This window comes from Gordonia zhenghanii, from assembly GCF_021738965.1.
Taxonomy (GTDB): Bacteria; Actinomycetota; Actinomycetes; order Mycobacteriales; family Mycobacteriaceae; genus Gordonia; species Gordonia zhenghanii.
The window spans coordinates 16,173-41,785 of the sequence record NZ_JAKKOQ010000021.1 but is presented as its reverse complement, the minus strand read 5'-3'; the positions used below and the strand labels follow the sequence as shown (position 1 = coordinate 41,785).

Annotated in this window: 23 protein-coding genes; 8 read left to right on the top strand and 15 right to left on the bottom strand. The window is 67.6% G+C overall.

Annotated features, from left to right (window positions below; genetic code table 11):
* Positions 1–22 precede the first annotated feature (22 nt).
* The 5 genes from L5G32_RS18335 to nadB all read right to left on the bottom strand — a co-directional run bounded on the left by L5G32_RS18335 (position 23) and on the right by nadB (position 5,797).
* On the bottom strand, positions 23–361 hold the full coding sequence (locus L5G32_RS18335) for a metal-sensitive transcriptional regulator (protein WP_237012519.1): 339 nt from the start codon (positions 359–361) through the stop codon (positions 23–25).
* A gap of 69 nt (positions 362–430) precedes the next feature.
* Entirely contained in the window at positions 431–1,456 is a 1,026-nt protein-coding gene (locus L5G32_RS18330) for a phosphotransferase (protein WP_237012518.1), read from the bottom strand.
* Positions 1,453–2,526 carry a TIGR03857 family LLM class F420-dependent oxidoreductase gene (locus L5G32_RS18325; RefSeq protein ID WP_237012517.1) on the bottom strand — a complete coding sequence of 358 codons (1,074 nt, stop codon included), beginning with the start codon at positions 2,524–2,526 and terminating at the stop codon, positions 1,453–1,455. The genes L5G32_RS18330 and L5G32_RS18325 overlap by 4 nt, the downstream gene beginning before the upstream one ends.
* A gap of 36 nt (positions 2,527–2,562) precedes the next feature.
* Entirely contained in the window at positions 2,563–4,035 is a 1,473-nt protein-coding gene (locus L5G32_RS18320) for a hypothetical protein (protein WP_237012516.1), read from the bottom strand.
* Positions 4,036–4,132: 97 nt separating this feature from the next.
* On the bottom strand, positions 4,133–5,797 hold the full coding sequence (gene nadB, locus L5G32_RS18315; protein ID WP_237012515.1) for an L-aspartate oxidase: 1,665 nt from the start codon (positions 5,795–5,797) through the stop codon (positions 4,133–4,135).
* 156 nt (positions 5,798–5,953) lie between these two features.
* Between nadB and L5G32_RS18310 the strand changes: the two genes are divergently transcribed.
* From L5G32_RS18310 to L5G32_RS18300, 3 genes are all read left to right on the top strand, one after another.
* Positions 5,954–7,333, top strand: a complete 1,380-nt coding sequence (locus L5G32_RS18310; RefSeq protein ID WP_237012531.1) for an ABC1 kinase family protein — start codon at positions 5,954–5,956, stop codon at positions 7,331–7,333.
* A 48-nt stretch (positions 7,334–7,381) separates the two neighbouring features.
* A complete protein-coding gene (gene pgfA, locus L5G32_RS18305; protein WP_237012514.1) occupies positions 7,382–8,944 on the top strand; it encodes a cell envelope lipid trafficking protein PgfA in 1,563 nt (520 codons plus the stop codon).
* A gap of 112 nt (positions 8,945–9,056) precedes the next feature.
* Positions 9,057–9,677, top strand: a complete 621-nt coding sequence (locus L5G32_RS18300) for a hypothetical protein (RefSeq protein WP_237012513.1) — start codon at positions 9,057–9,059, stop codon at positions 9,675–9,677.
* 8 nt (positions 9,678–9,685) lie between these two features.
* On the opposite strand, the gene L5G32_RS18295 is transcribed toward L5G32_RS18300, so the two are convergent.
* Positions 9,686–11,353 (bottom strand): FAD-binding dehydrogenase, encoded by a 1,668-nt coding sequence (locus L5G32_RS18295; protein ID WP_237012512.1) that lies wholly within the window; start codon positions 11,351–11,353, stop codon positions 9,686–9,688.
* A gap of 301 nt (positions 11,354–11,654) precedes the next feature.
* On the opposite strand from L5G32_RS18295, the gene L5G32_RS18290 reads away from it, so the two are divergent.
* The 5 genes from L5G32_RS18290 to L5G32_RS18270 all read left to right on the top strand — a co-directional run bounded on the left by L5G32_RS18290 (position 11,655) and on the right by L5G32_RS18270 (position 18,384).
* Positions 11,655–12,620 carry an alpha/beta hydrolase gene (locus L5G32_RS18290; protein ID WP_237012511.1) on the top strand — a complete coding sequence of 322 codons (966 nt, stop codon included), beginning with the start codon at positions 11,655–11,657 and terminating at the stop codon, positions 12,618–12,620.
* Between the two features lie 162 nt (positions 12,621–12,782).
* The gene (locus L5G32_RS18285; RefSeq protein WP_237012510.1) at positions 12,783–13,787 is read left to right on the top strand and encodes a Dyp-type peroxidase; all 1,005 of its coding nucleotides are present in this window, start codon (positions 12,783–12,785) and stop codon (positions 13,785–13,787) included.
* A 63-nt stretch (positions 13,788–13,850) separates the two neighbouring features.
* The gene (locus L5G32_RS18280; protein ID WP_237012509.1) at positions 13,851–14,642 is read left to right on the top strand and encodes a family 1 encapsulin nanocompartment shell protein; all 792 of its coding nucleotides are present in this window, start codon (positions 13,851–13,853) and stop codon (positions 14,640–14,642) included.
* Positions 14,643–14,695: 53 nt separating this feature from the next.
* A complete protein-coding gene (locus tag L5G32_RS18275; protein WP_237012508.1) occupies positions 14,696–16,429 on the top strand; it encodes an ABC transporter ATP-binding protein in 1,734 nt (577 codons plus the stop codon).
* Complete coding sequence (locus L5G32_RS18270) at positions 16,426–18,384, top strand: ABC transporter ATP-binding protein (protein WP_237012507.1); 1,959 nt, start codon at positions 16,426–16,428, stop codon at positions 18,382–18,384. Before L5G32_RS18275 ends, L5G32_RS18270 begins: the two co-directional genes overlap by 4 nt.
* On the opposite strand, the gene phnN is transcribed toward L5G32_RS18270, so the two are convergent.
* The 9 genes from phnN to phnG are packed head-to-tail and all read right to left on the bottom strand — an operon-like array spanning position 18,372 to position 25,586.
* A complete protein-coding gene (gene phnN / locus L5G32_RS18265) occupies positions 18,372–18,929 on the bottom strand; it encodes a phosphonate metabolism protein/1,5-bisphosphokinase (PRPP-forming) PhnN (protein ID WP_237012506.1) in 558 nt (185 codons plus the stop codon). The genes L5G32_RS18270 and phnN overlap by 13 nt on opposite strands.
* On the bottom strand, positions 18,926–20,107 hold the full coding sequence (locus tag L5G32_RS18260; protein ID WP_237012505.1) for an alpha-D-ribose 1-methylphosphonate 5-triphosphate diphosphatase: 1,182 nt from the start codon (positions 20,105–20,107) through the stop codon (positions 18,926–18,928). Before L5G32_RS18260 ends, phnN begins: the two co-directional genes overlap by 4 nt.
* Complete coding sequence (locus tag L5G32_RS18255; protein ID WP_237012504.1) at positions 20,104–20,874, bottom strand: DUF1045 domain-containing protein; 771 nt, start codon at positions 20,872–20,874, stop codon at positions 20,104–20,106. The genes L5G32_RS18260 and L5G32_RS18255 overlap by 4 nt, the downstream gene beginning before the upstream one ends.
* Complete coding sequence (gene phnL, locus L5G32_RS18250) at positions 20,867–21,637, bottom strand: phosphonate C-P lyase system protein PhnL (protein ID WP_237012503.1); 771 nt, start codon at positions 21,635–21,637, stop codon at positions 20,867–20,869. Before phnL ends, L5G32_RS18255 begins: the two co-directional genes overlap by 8 nt.
* Positions 21,634–22,413 carry a phosphonate C-P lyase system protein PhnK gene (gene phnK / locus L5G32_RS18245; protein ID WP_237012502.1) on the bottom strand — a complete coding sequence of 260 codons (780 nt, stop codon included), beginning with the start codon at positions 22,411–22,413 and terminating at the stop codon, positions 21,634–21,636. The genes phnL and phnK overlap by 4 nt, the downstream gene beginning before the upstream one ends.
* Entirely contained in the window at positions 22,410–23,300 is an 891-nt protein-coding gene (locus tag L5G32_RS18240) for an alpha-D-ribose 1-methylphosphonate 5-phosphate C-P-lyase PhnJ (protein ID WP_308192064.1), read from the bottom strand. Before L5G32_RS18240 ends, phnK begins: the two co-directional genes overlap by 4 nt.
* Complete coding sequence (locus L5G32_RS18235; protein WP_237012501.1) at positions 23,297–24,484, bottom strand: carbon-phosphorus lyase complex subunit; 1,188 nt, start codon at positions 24,482–24,484, stop codon at positions 23,297–23,299. Before L5G32_RS18235 ends, L5G32_RS18240 begins: the two co-directional genes overlap by 4 nt.
* Entirely contained in the window at positions 24,484–25,095 is a 612-nt protein-coding gene (phnH, locus tag L5G32_RS18230) for a phosphonate C-P lyase system protein PhnH (protein WP_237012500.1), read from the bottom strand. The genes L5G32_RS18235 and phnH overlap by 1 nt, the downstream gene beginning before the upstream one ends.
* Entirely contained in the window at positions 25,092–25,586 is a 495-nt protein-coding gene (gene phnG / locus L5G32_RS18225) for a phosphonate C-P lyase system protein PhnG (protein WP_237012499.1), read from the bottom strand. The genes phnH and phnG overlap by 4 nt, the downstream gene beginning before the upstream one ends.
* Positions 25,587–25,613 lie beyond the last annotated feature (27 nt).

Here is a 25,613-nt window from a genome sequence, read left to right as displayed (position 1 = left end):
CGGCTGCGGCCGACAGGGAAGGTCAGGACTTGACCAAGCGGGTGATGGCCTTCATGGCCTCGGCGATCTTCTCGTCGGCGGCTTCGTCGCCTTCGCGGGCCGCGGAGACGACGCAGTGACTCATGTGGTCCGAGAGGAGGGCGAGGCTGACGGACTCGAGGGCCTTCGTCATCGCCGATACCTGGGTGAGGATGTCGATGCAGTAGACCTCTTCTTCGACCATTCGCTGCAGACCGCGCGCCTGCCCTTCGATGAGCTTGAGTCGTCGAAGGTAGCCTGCCTGGTTGCCGATGTAGCCGTGGTGACCGCTCGTCGCCGCGCCCTCGTGACAACTGGAGTCTGCGGTGTGTTCCTCGGACATGCTCACCATCCTCTCTTATACCCCCTGGTGGTATCCAGGTGTACTCCGTTCGAGAGGATTTGTCTACCCCTAGGGGGTATGGTCGGCGATCGCCGCAGCGCTTCGGTTGAGCATGGTGTGGAACATCCGATCACCGCGTTCGGTCGGCCGTGCCGCACCCGCGCCGAACACGACGATGAGCGGCGCCTGCATCAGCGAACCGACGTAGTCGGCCCAGCATTCGTCTGGCGAGTAGTCCACGACTCCCCGTTCGGACAGCGCCCGATGATAGGCGGCGACGATGCCGCGCTCTTCCCGTCTGCGATCGTCGACGGACAGGCTCGTCGACACTAGAAACGCTATGTCCCGCAACGGATGTCCAGGCGTGATCGTCTGCCAGTCGACGATCGTGACCCGCCCGTCCGGCGCGAACATCACGTTGTCGACGCGCAGGTCGCCGTGCGTCAACGCGAACCTGCTCGGCGGTCGCTCGATCCAGTCCCCTGCCCCGTCGACGAGCCAGGCGACGGCAGCCTCCTCCTCGTCACTGAGATCGAGCCGACCTCGAAGCGCATCGGCCATCGGCTCCAGCACCGACTCGAGCAGGAGTCGGTCGTCGTGTGTCACCGGGCCGAACCCGTCGACGTCGAACCAGGTCTCGTCACACCAGCGCGGAGCATGCAGCCCGGCAGCGGCGACGGCGACGGCCGCCACCTGTTCCGGCGTGCACCCGGCGATCTGATCGCCCTGCTCAGCGGGCGCGAGATCTTCCAACAGCAGCACGAACTCCGCCCCCGACTCCGAGATGTCCCACCCGTACGTGCGCGGCGCGGGGACGTCGAGGGTCCCGACGAGCTCGGCGTAGAAGCGGACCTCATTGCGGAAGGCGCCCGAGGCGAACTCTCGTTGCGCCTCGTCGCCGACGGCCATCTTCGCCACGAGCGTGCGGGGCACGTCGTCACCGGAGCCATCGAGAGCCAGCCGATACGAACCAGCCATCTGTCCCGATCCGATCGGCTCGGCCGTGACGCCGGTCACCGTCGCGATGCGGCCGTGACGACGGAGCAGCCCGGTCAGATACTCCGGGGTCAGCCCGTCCGCACTCGTCGGAATCATCGCATCCACCCCGGATTCGTCGGCAGTTCGACCGATCTCGATCGGATCCGCCGGTACTCGTCGACGACGGGCGCGAGTTCGGTCGGCGTCGCGCCGTGCAGGATCACTGAGTCGACACCGAGAGCGAACTGGGCGTCGATCGTCTGTGCGCACTCGGTCGCCGATCCGGTAGCGCAATCCGCGACCCACGATGCGGGTATCACGTCTGCGAGAGCAGCGATCTCGTCGTCGGTGGCGCTGGCATCGATCGGTCCGCGCGCCGAGGTGAACGGCGCCGACTCCCGGACGGCGTCGAGGTCGACGGTGCGCCAACCGTTGGCCCGCGCCAGTACATCGCCGTATCCCTGGAGGTATGTCGCGAGACGGCCGTAGAGCCGCCTGCAGCGGTCGGGAGGATCCAGCGCGTCGGAGACCGTGGCGACGACGGACCAGATCCTGATCGACGCAGGGTCACGTCCTGCGCGGTCGGCGGCCGTCCGAACAGTGTCGACGGCATTGCGCGTCGCGTCGTCGGACAGGAAGGTGTGCAGGACGACGCCGTCCGCGATCTCGCCCGCCAGTCGCAGCGTCGCAGGGCTCATCGTCACCAGCATGATCGGGACACGCACTGTGACACCGAGATTCAACAGCGGGTACGCGCCGACCGGCCCGTCGTGCCCCACGATCATCTCGCCGGACCACAGGCGGCGTAGGACGCCGGCCACATCGGCGATCTGCGCTCCGGTCACGGTTGGCAGACCCAAGATCTGCCATTGGGCGCCGATTCCCCGCCCCAACCCCAGCGCGAACCTGCCGCCACTCAACTCGGCGAGCGTCGCCCCGGCCGTCGCCGTGACGATCGGGTGTCTCGTGTGGTGGTTGGTCGCGGCGACGCCGATCCCCATCTGCGACGTCGCGGCCGCCAGCGCTCCGGACAGCACCGTCGCGTCCTTGACGTTGAACCGCTCGGACACGAATGCCGCGCCGAGTCCGATCTCGTCCGCGACTCGCGCTTCGGCGACCAGATCCGCAGGCGCGACGGGATGTCGAGACAGCGCGTAGTAGCCGATCTCGGGCAACGTCGTGGACATATGTCCAGACTAGGGTCTCAACGATGAACGGTCGCCCTATTTCCCGAAACGGTCGGCTAGTCGCCCCAGCGATGAAGCCATATCCCGCAGCGCCTCGCTGATCGCGTAGGTGTCGTCGGCGCCGGGGTTGGCTCGCAACCGATCCGCGGCATCGCGGACGGCCTCGGTCATCGCCTTCACGTCGTCGCCGGACACGTGCTCGTTCGCCGGGTCGGCGGTTCGGGCGGGACCGGAGATCGGCCGCAGCGTGGTCGGGACGCCGATCCGGACCGGATCACCGTTCGACGCGATGACCTGCAGAATCGACGTCGTCAACACGTCGTTCGACGTGGGCCGGACTTCCATGCTTGACGCGTTCGGGTCGTCGCGATAGACGACTGTCGTCGCGCCGCCGGGCGTGTCCTCGCCCAGCGACGGCTCGTACTCGTTGACGACCGCGACCGGCTGATGCTGCCGCGGCGAGCCGTCGGAGCCCTCGACGTGGTCGGCGGGTTCGAACCGCGTCGGCCCGCTCGAGACCGGCGCGAGGTCGGCGTCCTCGAACGCCGGTGTGTCGTGGGATGCCACAAACCCCTCGACGACAGGGGCTTCAGCGACAGGGATCTCGGCGACAGGGACTTCAACGACAGGGACTTCAACGACAGGGATTTCAACGACAGGGATTTCAACGACAGGGGCTTCGACGACAGGGAGTTCATCAGTGGGAAGTTCACCGGCGAGAGCGGACACGTCCGGCGCATCGAGGTCGGCGAACTCGACGTGATCGGCATCGACATCCAGAATCGGAAGGTCCGGCATCGGAACGGGCGGCGCCTGGGTGTCCGGCGACACGGGATGGTCGACGTGGCTCTGAACGTCGGGGATCGTCCACACGTCGCTGCGCGAACTCACTGCCGGTGCGTCCTGGGGCGCGAGAGACGGCAGCTCGGCGAACAGTCGGTCCATCGCGGACACCCCGACATCCGACGACCACTCGGACCTGAACTCACTCGACGTCTCGGGCGCGCGGTTCGGCCACCCGGCAGGCTTCGGCAACGCTGGAAACCGATCCGTCGTCGGCTCGGGATCGAGGTCGAACGCGGTCGGTGCGGACCACGGCTGGGTTGGCGGGAAACCACGCTGCGCCTGCTCTGCCGAGGGACCCGGATCTACCTGCGGCGGCCGACGGTCCAGCGGCGACGGGGCATCCCCGCTGACAGCGCTCTCGGTGATTCCCGGATACCGGTGCGGCCCACTGTGTCCCAAGTAGTAGAGGCACGGGGCGCCGTCGAGTTCGACCATCGGGCACGGATCCTCGTCGCGGAGCATCTGCGCGCCGCGCGCGAAGTCGCCCCACACGAGCCACCGCCGCCGTCCACGGTGCGCTTGGGCGCCGTCGGACGCATGCGCGCCGGGATGCCCTTCGCGCAGGACGCATCCGACCAGCCATTCGCCGTCGGCACCGAGGCCGAGGGCTGCTCGCTCATCAGGGGTGGCGACGATCGACGACCAGCACTGGCCACCACTCATGGACACACCCCTATCATCACGGACTCCATGCAGTCTACGGAGCTTACCGACGCGACACTAGAACCTCGGTGAGACGCGGCGCCCTGGATGTCCGGGGCTAGAGCCCGGCCGACACACCGACCGCCTGCGGCGTCTCGACCTCGGCGACGGGCACCAGCTGGTCATCGACGAACGCGAAACCACGCGACACGCCGACCGCCGAGCGGTCCGGAAAGTCGGTGCGCGCGTGGCAGCCGCGTGACTCCTCGCGGGCCTGGGCGGCGGCGGCGATCGCCTTCGCCGTGAGCAGCAGGGCGGCGTCTTCGGCCGCGGCCAGGTCATCCAGTCGACGCTCGGCGGCACCGCGCAGCAGCGCTGCGACCTCGGCCAGTCCGTGCGCGTCACGGTCGAGTGCGACCTTGTCCGACATCGCGTCCTGCAGACTCGCCCGGTCCAGGACTGGCGCGACGCGCACGCCCGGGACATCGACCTCGCGGACCGGCAGTCCGGCACGTTCGACCGCCTGTTCGGCGGCCCGGCGCCCCATCACGAGGCCTTCCAGAAGACTGTTGGACGCGAGCCGGTTGGCGCCGTGTAACCCGGTGCGAGCGGTCTCCCCCGCCGCGAGCAGCCCCGTCACGTTCGTCCGGCCGTCGACATCCGTGACGACGCCGCCACACAGGTAGTGCGCCCCGGGAACCACCGGCAGCAGGCCGCCGTCGATGTCCATGCCCGAGGCGCCGACGCCTGCGGTGACTGTCGGGAAGCGTTCCTCGAAGTCGTCGACACCGGTGATGTCCAGGTAGACGCTGTCGGCCCCCGTCCGCGCCATCGCTGCGCGCACCGCGCGGGCCACGACGTCGCGCGGCGCAAGATCGCCGAGTCGGTGGACGCCGTCGGTCACCGATCGGCCGTCGACGTCGACGAGCCGGCCGCCCTCGCCGCGGACCGCCTCACTCACCAGCGTGCGGCGTCCCCGCGCACCCGGGACGAACAGCATCGTCGGATGGAACTGCACGAACTCGAGGTCGGCGACGTGCGCCCCGGCTCGCAGCGCGAGGGCGATCCCGTCGCCGGTGGCACCGGACGGATTGGTCGTGGCGGCGTAGACGTGCCCGACCCCGCCCGTTGCGATCAGGACCGTCGGAGCCCACAGGACCGAGCGGACTCCGCCGTGCACGTACGCGACACCGGACACCGTGCCGTCGGAGGTGAGCACGTCAGAGGCCCAACTGTCGTCGAGCACGGTGACCGGTGAGCCGCCGACTGCGGCTCCGAGTGCGGCCTGGACGCGGGCCCCTGTTGCATCACCGCCTGCATGGATGATCCGCCGGACACTGTGCCCGCCTTCGCGGGTGCGCAGGAAACGACCGTCAACCGAATCGAAGTCCGCACCCCGTCGAACGAGTTGGGTCACCGCGGGCCAGCCGTCGGCGAGGATAGGTTCAGTGGCGACGCGGTCGGTCAGACCGGCGCCTGCGCCGAGCGTGTCGGCGACATGCAGCTCGATCGAGTCCTCGGGCACAGCCGGATCGACGACGGCGATACCGCCCTGCGCATAGAACGTCGACGTCGAGTGCTCCCCCTGTGCTTGATTCCCCTGCGCTTGATTCCCCTGCGCTTGATCCCCCTGCCCCACAGTCCGCTGTACCCCATCCCACCTGGAGCCCTTGTTGAGCACCACGACATCGAGTCCACGCTCGGCCGCCGACAACGCCGCCGTCAGTCCGGCGATGCCCGCGCCGATCACGACGAGGTCGGCACGCTGCTGGGTTCGGGTCATCTCGGTCCTTCACATCCGATTTTCGACTGATGGTCGAAAACTGGTCTCGACGCTAGTCCGCCGCTTCCGCCGAGGCAACGCCTGCGCTGACGCGCCCCACGCCCGGATCAGGGAGAACCAGTGTCCGACGCGAGTCAACTACACTCCACAATGGTGATGACCATGAGAGAAGACGTGGAGAACGAAGACGCGGGGGCCGCGCGCGGTCAGCTGCCCTCGGTCTCAGCAGTCGCCGAGGCGGGGCGTTTCACCTCAACCGCCGGGCACACCGTCTTCGGCGTCGGACGCTTCCTCGCCGGAGGAATCGGCGGCCTGCTGCGCGGGCACGCCCCCGACGCCAAGGACGTCGCCCACGAAGTCCGCCGCACTTTCGAGCACCTCGGCCCCACCTATGTGAAACTCGGCCAGCTCATCGCGTCGAGCCCCGGCGTGTTCGGTCCGACCATGGCCGGCGAGTTCGAGACGCTGCTCGACAAGGTCCGGCCCGCCGACTACGCCGAGCTGCGCAGTATCTTCATCGAAGACCTGGGCTCCACGCCGGACGAGATCTTCGCGACGTTCGACGAGACGCCGATGGCGTCGGCGTCGATCGCTCAGGTCCACGCAGCCACGCTGCACAGCGGCGAAGACGTGGTCGTGAAGATCCAACGACCGGGGATCGCCGACCGCTTGGCGCCCGACGTCGCGATCCTCGAGCGGCTCGCCGGCCTGCTGGAGGTCTCGGAGTACGGCAGGATGCTGTCGGCCCGGCACGTCGTCGAAGACTTCGCCGACGGCCTGGACGCCGAACTCGACTTCCGCAACGAGGCCGCCACGATGGGCCAATGGTTCGCGTGCCTGCAGCCGGGACCGTTCGGCGACCGCGTGCGCGTCCCGCACGTCTACGACGATCTGACGACGCGTCGCGTGATGACGATGGAACGGATCTACGCCACCCGCATCGACGACGTGGCCGCGGTCCGCGCCGCAGGCCACGACGGTGAGGCGCTATGCCGCAACCTCCTTCTCTCCCTGCTGGACTCGGCGTTCCACGGCGGCCTCTTCCACGGCGATCTGCACGCGGGCAACGTCCTCGTCGACGACGACGGCAAGCTCGTCCTCCTCGACTTCGGAATCGTCGGACGGTTCGACGCCCGGACGCGGCGGATCCTGCGGCAACTCGTCGTCGACCTGATCGTGAAGCAGGACTACGACTCCGCGGGGCGTGCGATCTTCTTACTCGGAGCCGTCCACAAGCCGAGTTCCACGCAGAAGGGCGCCGACGATCTGCGGACCGTCACCAAACCGTTGTCGACGACCGAACTCGGTGCGATGAGCTACACCGACCTGGGCAGGCAGATGGCCGCCGTCGCGAAGGCTCACGACGCGCGCCTGCCGCGCGAACTCGTGCTCGTCGGCAAGCAACTGCTATACGTCGAGAAGTACATGAAGCTGCTCGCGCCACGCTGGAAGGCGATCAGCGACCGCGAGATCTACGGTTATATGGCCGGAATCCTGAAGGAAGCCGAACGCGACCGGCGGGCCCGCAATGCCTGACCTCGTCGAGAACACCGACCCTGCACCCTCGATGAGGAGCCGAACAACGTGAAGCGCGTCCTACTCGCACTGATGGCATTCCTCGGCGTCGCGTGCATCGCGGCGGCGATCGCGTTGCCGACGTATCTCGTCCCGAAGCTGAAGGTGGTCCCGCTCGACCTCGACATCACGTCGGTCGCCGAGACCGTGACGCCTGCAGGCGAGACCGGCGACCGGTTTCCGGCGCGCATCTTCGACCGGTGCTCGGTCTCCGAGCGCCGCGCCGCCGTGTACGACGCACACCTGACCCAGCAGCGACGCTCGGTGATCGTCGACCCGTCCGACGAGAACCAGGCCACCCTGCAGTCGGCCCAGACCGTGCGCATCGACCGCGTTCGCGACCAGGACGGTGAGGAACGCGACCTGTCGATGGCGACGGACGGCGAGTTGCCGTGCGACGACGCGCTCCTGAACGCCACTGTCGACCGCGTCTCGGTGGACCGTAAGACGTCGGTGCCCAACGGTGCGGTGAGCTCGCTGCAGCTCGAAGCCGTCCCCGAGGGCGGCAACGTCGAGGACGCCTCCGTGAAGTTGGAGGACCGCAAGGGATTCCAGTACAAGTTCGGTTTCGACGTCGGTAAACGCGACTACTACTACTTCGATTCGAACACCCGCCAGGACTCGGTCGCGAAGTTCGTCGAGGAACGCAAGATCGACGGTGTCGACACGTACCACTTCGTGGCCGACGTCCCGGAGAAGGACCTCTCGGACCTCCCGGACGCTTCCGGCGAAGCCGCTCTCGGCACGATCTTGAACATGCCCGCGCGGTGGTGGGGTATCTCGGGCAGGGGCGTCAAGAGCCGTGACCTGGTGGAGATGCACCGCTATGCGAAGGCCACCCGCCACGTCTACGTGGAGCCGACGACCGGCACGATCATCTACGGCTACGAAGACCAGCACCAGTACTTCAAGTCGCCGGACCAGAGCGAGGAGTCGCCCGCCGCGATCCGCGACTTCCGGATGGACGCGCTGAACGCCTCCTTCAAGTGGTCCGATGAGACGGTTCAAGCTCAGGCCGACCGCTCCAAGCACTACCTGCGACTCCTCGACTGGGGCGGCAAGTACGTGCCGATCGCACTCGGCGTCCTCGGTGTCCTGCTGCTCGTCGGCTGGGCGATCCTCGTCTGGCGCGGCCGCAAGGGCGACGACACGGCAGACGGCAACGGGCCGGATGGCGACGGTCCCGGCGGATACGACCCGGACGGCAACGGTCCAGACGATTACCCGACGGATCCGAACGCCAACGAGCCGTCGTACGCGTACTCGGGTTCGACGGAGGCGACGACGGCCATCCCGGCGGTCTCGTCCACCGACGACACCACGGTGATGCCTGCGCAGCAGACCGCCCAGGACCCGTACTGGTCGCAGCCGCCCGCCGATGACTCAGCGACCTCGGCCTGGAGCCAGTCCGACTGGAGCCCGGCGGATCGGGGCCCAGCAGGGCACGATCAGGCAGGGCACGATCACGTGGCCCCGAGCCCCGCGGACGACACCGACACCGGCTCGTTCCGCCCGATCACCGACCCCACCCGGCCGATGCCCGACTACGACCGGTACCAGCGGCCCGAATAGCGGCCCTAGCCTCTCTACTCTGCCCTCGAATTCGCGTTGGGCGATTGAACGTTCAATCGTGCAACGCATATTCGGGGGCACTAGGCGTGTCGACGAAACCTGGAAGAGTGCCGTGGCGGCGACGCCCCGACCGCCCGCCGACCTTCACCTACTGCGGGCGCGAGCGGCTCTCGAGAGAGACCCCGATCTGGTCGTCACCCACCAGAGTGCCGCCGTCGTTCATCGCCTGCCGCTGCTCAAACCGAAGCTCGCGCTCGTCGATGTCGTCAGCGCGCGACGGGTCCGGAAACGGTCGCTGCGGTTGCGGACCCTCGCGGACGGCGATTCGGCGAACCCCGCCGAGTCGTGGACTCGCGCCCAGATGATCGAGGGCGCGCTGCCGCTCCCGCGTTTACAACACGAGTTCTACGATGCGGACGGCTTCGTCGCCCGCTCGGACTTCGACTGGGAGGGTGTCCTCGTCGCCGAGTTCGACGGTTACGGCAAGTACGAGGACTACAACATCTACGGCGAGACACCGATCGACGTCCTGAAACGAGAGAACCGCAGGCAGGCGCCTCGAGGATCTCGGCGTCGACATCGTCCGTCTCGAGTGGGCCCACCTGGAGAATCGCCGCGTCGTACCGCGCATCAAGCCGAGGCTGCAGCGACTCGGCCTGATCTGACGCGCACTGCCCTCGAATTCGCGTTGGGCGATCGAACGTTCAATCGCGGAACGCGAATTCCGGGGTAGGAGCGCTCTCAGCGTCGCGCGACGGCCCGTCCTGCCGCACGACCGGAGAAGATGCAGCCGCCGAGGAAGGTGCCTTCGAGCGCGTTGTAGCCGTGAACGCCGCCGCCGCCGAAGCCCGCGACTTCGCCTGCCGCGTACAGACCGTCGAACGCTGCGCCGTCGGGCCGCATCACCTGCGAGTCGAGGTTGGTCTCGAGACCGCCGAGCGTCTTGCGCGTGAGGATGTTCAGTCGGACGGCGATCAGCGGTCCGTGCGCCGGATCGAGGAGACGGTGCGGTTTCGCGACGCGGACCACCTTGTCGCCCAGATAGTTCCGGGCATTATGGATCGCCATGACCTGGGCGTCCTTGCTGTATCCGTTCTCCATCTGCGCATCGCGCGAGGAGATCGTGCGTTCGAGCTCCTGCAGGTCGATGTGCCCGCCGCGGCCGATCTCATTCATGCCGTTCACGAGTTCGGGCAGGGTGTCCCGGACGACGAAGTCGACGCCGTGCTCGGTGAACGCCGCGACCGGACCGGGCATCCCCTTGGCGAGGCGGCTCTTCGCAGCGACCTTCAGCGACTTCTCGGTGATGTCCGGATTCTGCTCGGAGCCCGACAGCGCGAACTCCTTCTCGATGATCGAACTGCTGAGGACGAACCACGAATAGTCGTACCCGGTGTCCAGGATCGCCTTCATCGTCGAATTCGTGTCGAAGCCGGGAAAGTTCGGCGCCGCGAGGCGGTTCCCGTTCGCGTCGAGCCACAACGACGACGGCCCGGGAATGATGCGGATGGCGTGGTCGGACCAGACTGGGTCCCAGTTCTGGATGCCCTCGGTGTAGTGCCACATCCGGTCCCGGTTGACGATGTTGCCGCCCGCGGATTCGGTGATCGCCAGCATCCGGCCGTCCACGTAGTCGGGGACGCCCGAGATCATGAACTCCGGTGCCGGACCGAGCCGTTCCACCGGCCAGTTCTCGCGGATGAGGTCATGGTTGTGGCCGATGCCGCCCGACGTCACGATCACCGCGCCTCCACGGATCTCGAAGTCGTCGGTCTCCACGCGCGACGACGGAACGCCCCGCTCGGCGCTGCTGGATTCGAGCACCCGACCGCGGACGCCGACAGCAACACCGTCGTCGGACACGATCACCTCGTCGACGCGACGACGGAACGCGAACGTGACGAGTCCACGCTTCTCCGCTTCGAGGACGGGATCGAGGAAGACGCGCACCACGTCGGGGCCGGTCCCCCAGGACAGGTGGAACCGCGGCACCGAGTTGCCGTGCCCGTCGGCGAAACCGCCGCCGCGCTCTGCCCAGCCGACCACGGGCGTGAACCGCAGTCCCAGGTCATGGAGATACTGTCGTTTGCTGGTCGCCGCGAAGTCGACGTACGCGCGGGCCCATTGCCGCGGCCAGTAGTCCTCGTCATCCCGGTCGAAACCGGCCGACCCCATCCAGTCCTGCAAGGCCAGCTCCGGGGAGTCCTTGATGCCGAGCCGTCGCTGCTCCGGACTGTCGACGAGAAAGATCCCGCCCAACGACCAGAACGCCTGTCCGCCTAGATTGGCCCGGTTCTCCTGGTCGACGACGACGACGTGCCGACCCGCTTTCGTCAGCTCGTAGGTGGCGACCAGACCAGCCAGTCCAGCTCCGACGACCACCGCGTCGACGTCATCCCGAGTGCTCACGTGTTCCCCTGTTCTAGCGCGCCGATCGTCGCACACATCACACCCGCGACTCTACCGTTCCACCGCGCATCGCAATCCGCGGTGGCGACGTACGCCACCGCCTCCGGGCTGCGGTGATTCACGACTGCCACGGACGCCGACACCGGTTCGTGACGTCACAACCCGATTTCGACTCGTTCCTCCCTTTGGACAGACGGTCACAGTTCGATTACGCTCTCCACCGAACGGGGGTCAGGGCTGTACAGCCTGGCATTTTCTACCTCGGCCGCGCGTGCGTGGCCACTGACTGAAGGACTTACGCATGCTCTCTAGCGCACGCAAGCGCTTGACCGCCGGTGTGTTGGCGGTGGCCGCAGCTGCCGCAGGCACGCTCGTCGCCGTCACGCCCGCACCGGAGGCTTCGGCCGCAGGCACCGTCGAGAACGTCTACTCGCGCGCCATGCACCGCAGTGTGCCGGTGCAGATCATCGACGGCGGCGGCAGCGGCGCCAAGCCGACCCTGTACCTCCTCGACGGACTTCGTGCGCCGAACGACACCAGTGGCTGGCTGCAGAACACCAACGTCGACAAGTACATGGCGGGCAAGGGCACCAACGTGGCCATTCCGTTCGGCGGCGCTGGCAGCTTCTACACCAACTGGGAGCGCCGCGACCCGAAGCTCGGCCTCAACAAGTGGGAGACGTTCCTGACCAAGGAACTCCCCGCCTACATGAAGAAGCGCCACAACAGCGACAACCGTCGTAACGGCATCGCAGGCCTGTCGATGTCCGGCACCGCCGCGCTGAACCTGGCCTCGCGTCATCCGAGCTTCTACAAGGCAGTCGCCTCGTACAGCGGGTACCCGACCGTCACCATGCCGGGCTTCGGTCAGGGCATCCAGGCCGCTGTCATGGAGATGGGCGGCAACCCGGTCAACATGTGGGGCATCTGGCCCGCAGGTCAGTGGGCGGCCAATGATCCGTTCCTGACCGCAGGCAACCTTGCGGGCAAGCGCGTCTACGTCTCGTCCGGCACCGGTGTCGGCTCCAAGTACGACTCGTCGCTCACCCCGGGCAGCCCGCGGTTCAACCCGACGAAGTTCGCTCAGATGGTGCCGCTCGAGGTGGCCGCGTCGACCAGCTCGCAGCTCTACATCGCTCGCCTCGCAACCGTGCCGGGCGTCAAGCTGACCACCAACATCACGCCCGACGGCGCACACTGGTGGGACTACTGGGGTGCTCGCTTCAAGCAGTCGTGGAAGACCACGTTCCGCCCGGCGTTCTTCTGAGGGTCTCGACTCCGCTCGACCGGCGTGGTTAGGGCTCGACTCCGGGTCTCGACTCCGCTCGACCAGCGGAGTTAGAGCTCGACCAGCAGCAAACCGACATCGGCCGGCGTCTCCTGAGGGAGACGTCGGCCGATGTCGTGTGTTGTCGCTACTGTTGAGAGTGTGGGAACCGGACAGCACATTCTGACTCGTAAGACTCCATCGGCGATGTTTCTGGTCATGACGATCGCCGACGACGGCGAAGACGCGGTGCGTGAGGGCATCAGCGGACTGACAGACCTGGTCACGACGGTGTCGTCTCGGGCGCCGGAAGCGACGCTGTCGGCGATCATCGCGGTCGGCTCGGACGCGTGGGACCGCCTGTTCAGCGGGCCGCGACCGGCCTTGCTGCATCCGTTCATCGAGCTGACCGGCGATGTGCACACGGCGCCGTCCACGCCCGGCGACCTGCTGCTGCACATCAAGTCCGACCGCATGGATCTCGCATACGAGGTCGGCCGCCTGTGGACGGCCTCGATCGGCGACGCCGTGACCGTGATCGACGAAGTGCACGGATTCCGGTACTTCGACATGCGCGACCTCATCGGTTTCGTCGACGGAACCGAGAACCCGACCGGCGACGACGCGGTCGACGCCATCGTCGTCGGCGACGAGGATCCGGACTTCGCGGGCGGCACGTATGTGGCGGTCCAGCGGTACGTGACCGACTTCGACGAGTGGGACGCACTGCCCGTCGCCGAGCAGGAAGCCGCGATCGGCCGGACTAAACTGGAGAATGTCGAGTTCGGCGACGACGTGAAACCGACGAACTCGCATATCGCGTTGAACGTGATCGAGGACGAAGACGGCAACGAACTCGACATCGTGCGCGACAACATGCCGTACGGCGAGTTCGGCGGCGACGGCGAGAGCGGCACCCTCTTCATCGCCTATTCGAACACCCCAGACGTCACCGAACAGATGCTGCGCAACATGTTCATCGGCGAACCGGAAGGCAACCACGACCGACTCCTGGACTTCACGACCGCCGTCACCGGCAGCCAGTACTTCGCGCCGACCATGGAGTTCCTCGAGGACCCGCCGCCCGCGCCCGCCGTCGACGAGGAAGAACCGGCCGAGGACCCCGGGCCGTCGGACGGAAGCCTCGGCATCGGCTCGCTGCGCTGACCCCCGCCACCGACCGAACTCCCACAACCACCACGACCGACAGAACGTAGAAGGGAACATCCGATGAGCAACCTGCACCGCGATCTAGCTCCGATCTCCAGTGCCGCATGGGCCGAGATCGAAGAGGAGGCGAGCCGCTCGTTCAAGCGCAACGTCGCCGGTCGACGCCTGGTGGACGTGAAGGGCCCGCTCGGTCTCGACACCGACTCGGTGACCATCGGCCACCGCACCAAGATCGACTCGCCAGCCGACGGCATCTCGGCCTACCTGCGGAACGCGCAGCCCCTGGTCGAACTGAAGGTTCCGTTCACCGTCACCCGCGAGGCGATCGACGACGTCGAGCGCGGCGCGGCCGACTCCGACTGGGATCCCGTCGTCAAGGCCGCGCGCGAACTCGCGCTCGCCGAGGACCGCGCGATCTTCAGCGGATACGGTGCGGCCAACATCACCGGGCTGGGCGAAGGCGCCACCAACATCGCGCTGCCCGACGACGTCCGCGAGTCCACGGACGCGATCAGCCAGGCCATGAACAAGCTGCGGCTGGCCTCCGTCGACGGCCCGTACTCGCTCGCCCTGTCGGCCGATCTGTACGCACAGGTCAACGAGACGTCGAACCACGGCTACCCGGTACGCGAGCACCTGCGTCGCATCCTGACCGACGGCGAGATCGTCTGGGCTCCCGCGATCGACGGCGCCTACCTGGTCTCGACGCGCGGCGGCGACTTCGAGCTGACCATCGGCCAGGACGTGTCGATCGGCTACGACTCGCACGATGCCGACGTCGTGAACCTCTACTTCACCGAGTCGTTCACCTACCTCACGTACACGCCTGAGGCTGCCGTCGCACTGCGCTGAGACCAGGGAAAACCGCTCGTCCGATCGACGGACAGACGTATAGAGTCGACGGAGTGCTCATCCGTCTGCTCCGCACGTACCTCGCAAGGTACAAGCGATTGATCATCGTCGTCGTCGCGCTCCAACTGGTCGCGACGGCGGCGATGCTCTATCTCCCGACACTCAACGCCGCCATCATCGACGAGGGCGTCGCGACCGGCGACACCGGCTTCATCCTGCGGACGGGCGGCATCATGCTGCTCGTCTCGCTGGTCCAGATCGTCTGTTCGGTGATCGCCATGTACTCGGGAGCGCAGGCCTCACTCGGCGCAGGCCGCGACATCCGGCACGATCTCGTGCACCGCGTCAACGACTTCTCGGCACGCGAAGTCGGTCACTTCGGTGCACCGTCGCTGATCACGCGCACCACCAACGACGTCCAACAGGTACAGATGTTGGCCGTCATGTCGATTTCGATCCTGGTGACCGCCCCGATCATGGGGATCGGCGGCATCGTCATGGGCATGTACGAGGCGCTGCCGATCTCGTGGCTCCTCGCCGTCGCCGTCCCCATCCTCGGAGTGACGATGGGACTCATCATCGGCCGGATGATCCCCGCGTTCCGCTCCATGCAGGAACGGATCGACGGAGTGAACCGGGTGATGCGCGAACAGATCACCGGCATCCGAGTGGTCCGCGCGTTCGTGCGTGAGCGCCACGAGATCGACCGTTTCGACGTCGCCAACAATCTGCTCGCCGACGCCTCGCTGCGCGTCGGCCGGATGATGGCGTTGATGTTCCCGGCCGTCATGCTGATCACCAACCTGACCTTGATCGCCGTCCTCTGGTTCGGCGGCCACGCGATCGGCGACGGCGACGTCGAGATCGGCTCGCTGACCGCGATGATCAGCTACGTCATGCAGATCATGATGTCGGTGATGATGGCTTCGTTCCTTGCCATCATGGCTCCGCGTGCAGGCGTCTGCGCCGAACGCATCTGCGAAGTCCTCGACACCGAGTCGTCGGTGCGCACCGCGGACCAGCCGGTCGCGATGACCGACGATCCGGCCGTCGTCGAGTTCGACGCCGTCGAGTTCCGGTATCCGGGCGCCGACGAGGCCGTCCTCTCCGACATCACATTCACCACGAGTCCGGGGACGACGACGGCGATCGTCGGCTCGACCGGATCCGGCAAGACGACGCTCGTCAACCTCATCCCGCGCCTGATCGACACGACCGGCGGCCGACTCCGGATCGGTGGCGTCGACGTCCGAGATCAGGACCCCGACCTTCTCCGTGCAGGCATCGGGCTGGTCCCGCAGCGTCCGTACCTGTTCTCCGGAACCGTCGCCACCAACCTTCGACACGGCAAGGCCGACGCCACCGACGACGAACTGTGGTCGGCGTTGGAGATCGCGCAGGCCGCGGACTTCGTGCGCGCCATGCCCGACGGACTCGACACCGCGATCGCCCAGGGCGGCACGACGGTGTCCGGCGGACAGCGTCAGCGCCTGGCGATCGCCCGCGCGCTGATCCGCCGACCGTCCGTCTACGTGTTCGACGATTCGTTCTCCGCGCTCGATCTGCAGACCGACGCCCGCCTGCGCGCCGCCCTCGCCCCCGCGACGCGCGACGCCGCGATGATCGTCGTCGCCCAACGCATCTCGACGATCACGTCGGCCGACCAGATCGTCGTCCTCGAACAGGGCTCCGTCGTCGGTGTCGGAACCCATGAGCAACTCCTCGAAACGTGCGCGACCTACGCGGAGATCGCCGAGTCCCAGCTGGCGATCGGAGCAGCACAGTGAGCCGCCCCGGCGCACCTGGCGCACCGTCGCTGGAGAAGGCCCACTCGTTCGGCCCGTCGCTGAAGCGGCTGATCCGGCAGCTCGGCGCACACCGGGCCGCCATGGCTGTCGTCCTCATCGCGATCCTCGGCTCGGTGGCCCTCAACGCGTACACCCCGCGCGTCCTCGGTGACGCCACCAACGAGCTGTTCGACGGCGTCATCGGGTCGCAGCTCCCGGCGGGCGTCTCCAAAGAGGAGGCCATTGCGGGTCTTCGCGACTCCGGCCACGGCACCTTCGCCGACATGGTGTCGTCGATGGACGTCGTCCCCGGCCAAGGCATCGACTTCGACGCGGTCGGCCGCATCCTCGCATTCGTGCTCTTCCTCTACGTGGCGGCCGCGCTGCTCGGCTGGCTCGGCGCCTACCTGCTCAACAAGGTCGTCGTCGGCACCGTCACCAGGCTCCGCGGCCGCATCGAGGAGAAGGTCCACCGACTGCCGCTGAAGTACTACGACACATCGGCGCGCGGCGACCTCCTGTCCCGCGTCACCAACGACCTCGACAATCTGTCGCAGTCGTTGCAGCAGACCATCAGCCAGTTCCTGAACTCCGTGCTCATGGTGATCGCCATCCTCATCATGATGTTGTCGATCTCGCCGCTGCTGTCGGTGATCGCAATCGCGACCGTCCCGCTCGCCGCCATTGCGACCGGGTTGATCGCGAAGCGCTCGAAACCGCATTTCGTCGGTCAGTGGTCGTCGACCGGCGCGTTGAACGCCCAGATCGAGGAGTCGTTCACCGGGCACGAGCTGGTCAAGGCGTTCGGCCGCCGGGAAGCCGTCGAGGCGGCGTTCGACGATCGCAACGAGAAGCTCTACCAATCGTCGTGGCGCGCCCAGTTCATCTCCGGCATCATCATGCCGACCATCATGTTCCTCGGGAACCTCAACTATGTGGCGGTCGCCGTCGTCGGCGGACTCCGCGTCGCCTCCGGGCAGTTGAGCCTCGGCGAGGTGCAGGCGTTCATCCAGTACTCGCGTCAGTTCACGCAGCCGCTCACCCAGATCGGCTCGATGTTCAATCTGATGCAGAGCGGTGTCGCGTCGGCCGAGCGGATCTTCGCCGTCCTCGACGAGGACGAGGAGGACCCCGATCCCGCCGACGCGCAGTCACCGAAGTCGGATGCCGGCCGTATCGTCTTCGACGACGTCTCGTTCCGCTACGTCGACGACCGACCGCTCATCGAGAATCTGTCGCTGAGCGCGGAGTCCGGTGACACCATTGCGATCGTCGGCCCCACTGGTGCGGGCAAGACGACCCTCGTGAACCTCATCATGCGGTTCTACGAACTCGACGGCGGCGCCATCTGGGTCGACGGCGTGGACGCGTCGAGGATGACCCGAGACGATCTGCGCGAACGCACCGGCATGGTGTTGCAGGATTCATGGCTGTTCGGCGGCACGATCTACGACAACATCGCGTACGGCGATCCGACCGCGACGCGGGAGGAAGTCATCGACGCCGCGCGGACCAGCCACGTGGACCATTTCGTCCGCACCCTGCCCGACGGTTACGAGACCGTGCTCGACGACGAGGGCGGCGGTGTCAGTGCAGGCGAACGCCAGCTCATCACCATCGCTCGCGCGTTCCTGGCCAAACCGTCGATCCTGATCCTCGACGAGGCGACGAGTTCGGTCGACACCCGCACCGAGCTGCTGATCGGCAAGGCGATGGCCAATCTGCGCGCCGATCGCACGAGCTTCGTGATCGCCCACCGCCTGTCCACGATCCGCGACGCCGACACGATCATCGTCATGGAGGACGGACACATCGTCGAGCAGGGCGACCACGATGCGCTGCTCAAGGCGAGGGGCGCGTACCACCGCTTGTACAACGCGCAGTTCAGCGGCCCGTCGGAGACGCTCGACGACGAGCCGGAGCACGGCGCGCCCGCGCCCAGTCAGCTCGGCTGACTCGGCGAGGTCTCGACGGACCGCAGCACCCGGAGGAATTCGTCGCCCGCGTCGGCCAGCGCGCCGTCGTTGAGGATCTCGACGGCAGGATGGTCGGGCGCCGGATCCGGTCGGGTCACGCGGGCGTCGACCAGGTCGCCGGACTCCCGACCGCGACCGTGCAGTCGCGCGCGGCGCACCTCGTCGGAGACCAGGACGCGGACCACGACCAGTCGCTCGTACCGAGCGTCCAGTTCGGCGAGGACGCCGCGCGACACGTTGGCCACGACGACGCCGCCCGCGGAGACGACGTCGTCGACGCCGGTGGGGATCCCGTAGCGCAGTCCGTGTGCGGCCCAGTGCACGGCGAAGTCACCGCGGGCACACGCACCCGCGAATGTGTCCTCGTCGACGGCGTCGTGCTCTTCGCCTGGCCCCGCGGGACGGGTGATGACGCGACGGGCGAACCGGGCGTCGCATCGCTGACGCGCGTAATCGAGGATCGAGTCCTTCCCGACGCCGCTTCCGCCGACCACCGCCACGAAGGCTCCGGGCCCGATCGTCACGACGTCCGCGCTCCGGCCCGGTACACCGCCCGAACGATCGGGACCTGCCTGCCGTGCAGGTGCCGTTCGGTGGCAGGCAGGTCGTGCGCACGGACGCGGACGAGGTCGGCCCGCTTTCCGACGGCGATCTCGCCGCGGTCGTCCAATCCGACGGCTCGGGCGGGGTTCGCACTCACCAGTTTGATCCCGTCGACCAGGTCGAGAGTGTGGTCGGCGGCGAGTTGGAACACCGCTTGCAGCGGGCTCGACGGCACGTAGTCGGAGGAGAGGACGTGCAGGAATCCTCGTTCGAGGAGGGCGGCTGCTGCGACGTTGCCCGACTGGCTGCCGCCGCGCACGATGTTCGGTGCGCCCATCACCACTTGAAGCCCGTTTGCGGTCGCGGCTTCGGCCGCCAGGACCGTGGTCGGGAACTCCGAGATGTGGACACCGAGGCTCATCGACTCGTCGATGTGCTCCTGGGTGGCGTCGTCGTGGGCGGCCAGCGTGATGCCGCGGTCGGCCGCGAGACCCGAGATCAGCTGGCGGTGCCGGACAGCGAACTGTGCCGACTGGTCGCGGCGAAACGCGATGTGCGCGTCGATGTTCTCCGCCAGGACGGTCCCCTTGCCGAGGTAGTAGCGCTTGAACTCGTCGACGTCGGCGAACTGACGTTGCCCCGGGGTGTGGTCCATCAGCGAGGCCAGCCGGATTCTCGGATTGTCGACGAACTCACTGAACACGTCGGCGCAGTCCGCCGATGAGACTTCGCAGCGCAGGTGGATGGCGTGGTCCGCGCGCAGCATGTCCCCGTCGGACGCCGCCATGACGGCGTCGACGAGTCGATGGGCTGCTGCGGCGGCGCCCTCATCGTTCGACGTGGCGCCCTCGGATCCGATCCGGACGGCGTCGAACACCGTCGTCGCGCCGGCCGCCGCCATCTGCGCGTCGTGTGCGAGGACGGCGGGAACCGGATCCCACTGCACGCCGGGGCGCGGTGAGAAGTGGTATTCGAGATGGTCGGTGTGCAGTTCGACGACGCCGGGGACGAGGTAGTCGCCGTCGAAGTCCTCGGACGCCACGGACGTCGACGTCGTGCATACGTCGGCGATCAGTCCGTCACGGATGTGGACGTCGGCGCGGACGATCTCGTCGTCGAGGACGACATTGGCGTTGGCGAGCACGGTGTCACGACTCATCGGTCGGTTCCTTCCAGAGCTGGCGACGCGGGGCGCGCCGTCGAGTGTGTGCGGTCCGGCCCGGCGAGCCGGTGCACGGAGTGGACGACGAACGGGGCGGTCGGACTCTCCTGGGTGAAGACGGCGACGGCGTCCAGGACCAGGTCGGCGCCGAGGTACTCGCCGAACCACGACTGCAGCGCCTGCTGCACTCCGGGACGACGTCCGCTCGGGATCGAGTCGGTGAGAGTCAGGTGGAATCTGAACTCGTCGAGCACATACGGATATCCCCATCGGTCGAGGAGGTCGCGTTGCCGTTCGGTGAGCGTCTCGGGACGTCGGCGTTCCCGTTCGGGCGCGGTGAGCGGGGCGCGGAAACGGTCGAGCCCGGTCACCGCGGCGTCGGCCAGAGCCCGAAGGTCGGGGGCCTCCCCGCCCGGGACGAGTGCGAGGAAGCCGCCGAGCGGGGCCAGCGTGAGACGCGGGATCACGACGGGCGGCGAGGCCGCGGCCAGCTCGTCCACCGCGTCGCACAGGCCCGTGAGCGTGCGTCCCGCGTCGAGTCGGAACGGCGCCTTGAGAGTGCCGTGGAACCCGTACGACCGAGCGGCGACCGTGATCTCGTCGACCTGCTCTCGGGTCCAGCCCGGCGGGCACTCACGAGCCACCGGGGCGCCGTCGACTGCGCGCCCGAGCCACGCCTGCGCACGCTCGCACAGCCGGGCCGCGACCGCGTCGTCGCCGAATCCCGGCGCCGCGTACACGGCGGCGCGCGACGACTCAGTCATGAGTCGCACCGAGCGACGGGGTGAACGACGGCACGTCGATCAGTCGGTCGGCCACTGCTTCTCGCACGTACGCATCGTGGAAGATCCCGAGAACGCCGACGCCCCGCGCGCACTTCTCGCGGACCAGGTCGATCACCACGTCACGGTTTCGGGCGTCCAGCGATGCGGTCGGCTCGTCGAGCAGGAGCAGCGGGAGGTCGGGGAGGAATCCGCGCGCCACGTTGACGCGTTGCTGTTCGCCGCCCGAGAAGGTCGCGGGCGGCAGGCCCCACAACCGCTCGGGGATCCCGAGCCGCTGCAGCATCTCGGCCCCCCGGTCCCGGGCGTCGGCTTCAGGGACGCCGCGTTCGAGGAGAGGCTCGGCCACCACGTGCAGCGCGTCCACGCGCGGCACACAACGCAGGAACTGGCTGACGTACCCGATCCGATGGCTGCGTGCGTCGAGGATCGACCGGGGATCGGTGTCGGCGAGGTCGATGCACGGGCCGTTGCCGCGCAACACCATCCGGCCGCCGTCGACCCCGTAGTTCCCGTACACCATCTTCAGGATCGAGCTCTTGCCTGCGCCGGACGCGCCGTCGAGGACCACACATTCGCCCGCACGGACCTCGAATGTCAGACCGGACAGGACGGGGAGTCGGACGCCCCCTTGCAGGTGCATCGTGAAGGTCTTGTGCACGTCGGCTACAGCGAGAACGGGCACATCGAGAACTGGTGTCTGGGACTCACGAGTGCGGGAGAGTTCGGAAGTGTTCACAGTCATCCTTGGAGGATCGAGGAGACGAGCAGCTGCGTGTAGGCGGCGTGCGGATCGTCGAGCACCCGGTCGGTGAGACCGGATTCGACGACGCGGCCGTCCTTCATCACGAGTGTCCGATGGGCGAGGAGTCGGGCCACCGCGAGGTCGTGGGTCACGATGATCACGGCCAGTCCGAGGTCGGCGACCAGCCTGCGGAGCAGGTCCAGGAGTCGCGCCTGCACCGAGACGTCCAACCCGCTGGTCGGCTCGTCCATGAACATCAGTCGCGGTGCGACGACGAGGTTCCGAGCGATCTGCAGTCGCTGTCGCATGCCGCCGGAGAAGTCGGCCGGAACGTCGTCGATGCGGTCGGTGGGGATCTCGACGCGTTCGAGCCACTGCGCAGCCGTGGCGCGGATGTCGCCGTAGTGGCGCGAGCCGGTCGCCATCAGCGGTTCGCCGATGTTGCCGCCCGCACTGACATGCATGCGCAGGCCGTCTGCGGCGTTCTGGTGCACGAAGCCCCACTCGGTCCGCCACAGTCGGCGCACCTCGCTCTCGCTGAGGGACGCCAGGTCGACGGTCGCGCCGTCGGCGAGCCGGTAGGCGATCGAGCCCTCCGACAGGGTCAGACGCTGCGACAGCGTGCTCAGGAGCGTCGACTTGCCCGAGCCGGACTCGCCGACCACGGCCAGGACCTCGCCCGGCCACAGGTCGAAGTCGACGTCCCGGCAGCCGTAGCGGTCGCCGTAGAGGTGGCCTGCGCCGCGCACGCTCAACAGTGGTGTCTCGGTGTTCACGCGCCGACCTCCTCGTCGGTCCGAACAGACGTCTGACCGACGGCCTGTTCACAGTGGTCGGTGTCCGAACAGACGAACATCGCGGTGCCGTCGTCGTCGGTGATCACCTCGTCCAGGTAGACGCCGAACGATCCACAGAGCGCGCACGGGTCGTCGAACACCTGGGGTTCGAATCGGTAGTCCTCGAAGGCGAGGCTCTCGACGGAGGTGAACGGTGGGACGGCGTAGATCCGCTTCTCTCGTCCGGCGCCGAACAGCTGCAGGGCCGGGTTCATGTGCATCTTCGGGTTGTCGAATGTCGGGATCGGCGACGGAGCCATCAGATAGCGTCCGTTGACCAGGACCGGGTAGTCGTACGCGGTCGCGATGTGTCCCAGCTTGGCGATATCCTCGTACAGCTTGACGTACATCAAGCCGTAGTCCTGGAGCGCGTGGAGGCGACGGGTCTCGGTCTCGCGGGGTTCCAGGAAGCGCAGCGGCTCAGGGATCGGGACCTGGTAGACGATGATCTGCCCCGCAGCGAGCGGGGTCTCGGGGATCCGGTGACGCGTCTGGATGATCGTCGCGTCCTCAGTCCTCGTGGTGGTCTCGACCTTGGCGACCTCCGCGAAGAAGGCTCGGATGGACACCGCGTTCGTGGTGTCGTCGGCGCCTTGGTCGATCACTTTGAGCACGTCGCCGGTGCCGATCACGGCCGCCGTCACCTGCACTCCGCCGGTCCCCCATCCGCGCGGCATGGGTACTTCGCGCGACGCGAACGGCACTTGGAAGCCGGGAATCGCGACGGCTTTGAGCAACGCGCGGCGAATCATCCGCTTGGTCTGCTCGTCGAGGTAGCCGATGTTGTACTCGATGGGCGCCGCCATCGCTGTGGATGTCGGACTCATGACGCCTGCCTCTCGGATGTCGGATCGGTGAGATCGTCTGACGCGAGATCGTCTGGCATGCTTGCGGATTCGGCTGCCGCAGCGGCGCGGCGTTCGAAGTCGGCATGCAGTTGCCGGACCAGGACGAGCTCGGCTTGGAAGTCGACGTAGTGCGGGAGCTTCAGATGCTCGACGAAACCCGTCGCCTGCACGTTGTCGGCATGGCTGAGGACGAATTCCTCGTCCTGGGCTGGCGCGGTGATGCGCTCGGCGAACTCGTCGGCGCGCAGTGCGCGGTCGACGAGCGACATCGACATGGCCTTGCGCTCGCTGCGACCGAAGGCCAGGCCGTAGCCGCGGGTGAACTGCGCTGGCGTCTCGGAGTTGCCGGTGAACTGGTTGATCATCTGGCATTCGGTGACTTCGATGCGGCCGAGCGGGACGGGAAAGTCGAGTTCGGGAGCGTCGAAGCACACCTCGACCTGTCCCGTGCGGATCTCCCCGGCGAACGGGTGGGTACGACCGTAGCCGCGCTGCGTCGAGTACCCGAGCGCCAGCAGATACCCTTCGTCGCCTCGTGCCAGCGCCTGCAGGCGGCCTGCACGCGACATCGGGTAGGCGGCCGGGTCGCGAGTGATGTCGATCGGGTCCTGACCGTCGTCGGCCGCACACGGTTCCATGAGATCGCCTGCCGCGAGAAGATCGGCGACCCTCGGCATCGGCGTGCCTTCCGCCTCCGGGGCCGACCCATCCGAGTCGGACGCACTGCCGGTCGTGCCGGACCTATCGGTCGTCGGTCCTTCGGTGCCGCGTTCGGTGAACAGGCGATGGGTGTAGTCGAAGGTCGCACCCAGCTGTTGGCCGCCGGGCAGGTCCTTGAACGTCGCCGACACTCGTCGCTGCGGCGGCAAGGCTGCGGTGTCGATCGGTTCGGTGTATCCGAACCGCGGGATCGTGGTCCGGTAGGAACGCACCAGGGTCACCGCTTCGAGGACGTCGCCCTGTGCCTGGACGAGAGCGCGTGCGGCCAGTTCCGGGTCGTACAGGGACCCTTCGGTCATCACGCGAGCCACCAGCACGCCGAGCTGTCCGGCCACTTGTCTCGGGTCGATCGCGGGGAGGTCCGGATCGCCGCGCCCCTGCTGGGCGAGGAGCGCGTGGGCGTTGGCGATCGCCCGCTCACCGCCTTTGACTGCTACGTACATCAGATGTCCTCTCGTTCGAGGCTGGTGGTCCGCGGGAGCGCCGTCACGCACGAGTCAGTGACGAGCACGACGTCCACGCCGCGGGGGAAGGTCTCGGTGTTGGCCTGCCACTGGGCGTCGAAGTCCGGCCATGTCTCCGGAACTGACACGGACGCAGTCGATTCGATCCCCGGCCCGCGGCCGACCGTGGTTCGCATCGGCGTGTTCGGACCGACGCCGAGCACCACGGTCGCCGACAGGTGCGGCGCCACGTCAGTGCCCTGTGCGAGGGTCGCGAGCGCAGGCAGCGCGCAGGCGTCGACGGCGAACAGGAATGTCGCGGCGGCTGGATCGTCGGTCGTCCGTGCACCGGTGTGGAAGGCCAGCCAGGACGTCACCGCGGGGGCGTTCGCCAGTTCCGGATCCAGCCACACCGTGCAGTCGTCGTCCAGGAGGGTCAGCGCGACAGCCCCGAGCGCCGGCCCCAACGGTGCGGGAGCGTGCGGCGCAGTGACGAGATCGAACAAGCGCCCGGGTTGCGACAGTGCGTCGAGGACCGCTCGGAACACCAATTGGGCGTCGTGGGTGGCATCGGCGAAGCCGGGAGCGGGGATGGTGGTCTGCTGGCTCATTCGTGTTCCCTTGCGACGGTGAAGAAGTCGACCTGTGTGCTCCGCTCCTGCGCGCGGCGCGCCTGATCCTGCTCGGTCTGCGCTGCCTGCAGCGGCTCAATGACCTCGGCGATGACCCGATCGTGCTGAGCCGGGTCGGCGAGCAATGCGTCGAACTGCGCTGCCGCCTGCGAATGAGCGAGGTCGGTCCCCAGCACGTAGGCCGTGCCGACCGTGTCCTCGCTCATCGGCTCGCCGTGCAGACGGACGGTCGCGCGGGTCACGGTGGCCTCACCCAGATTGAACCGGGGCCCTGCCGAATCGGTACGCGCCCGGATCATCACGAGACCGACTTCGGGTCCACGAATGTTCTGCGTGTGCGGCTTAGGCTGCCACTGTTCCCACGCGTCCTCGACGGCGACGGAGTCCGCGGACGCCAGGATGCGCATCCATTCCTGGCGCTCGGCATTCACCTCGCTGCCCACAGTTGCGGGGCCGGTGGTCACACTCATCAATCCTCCGAGTAGGTGGTCGTCCAC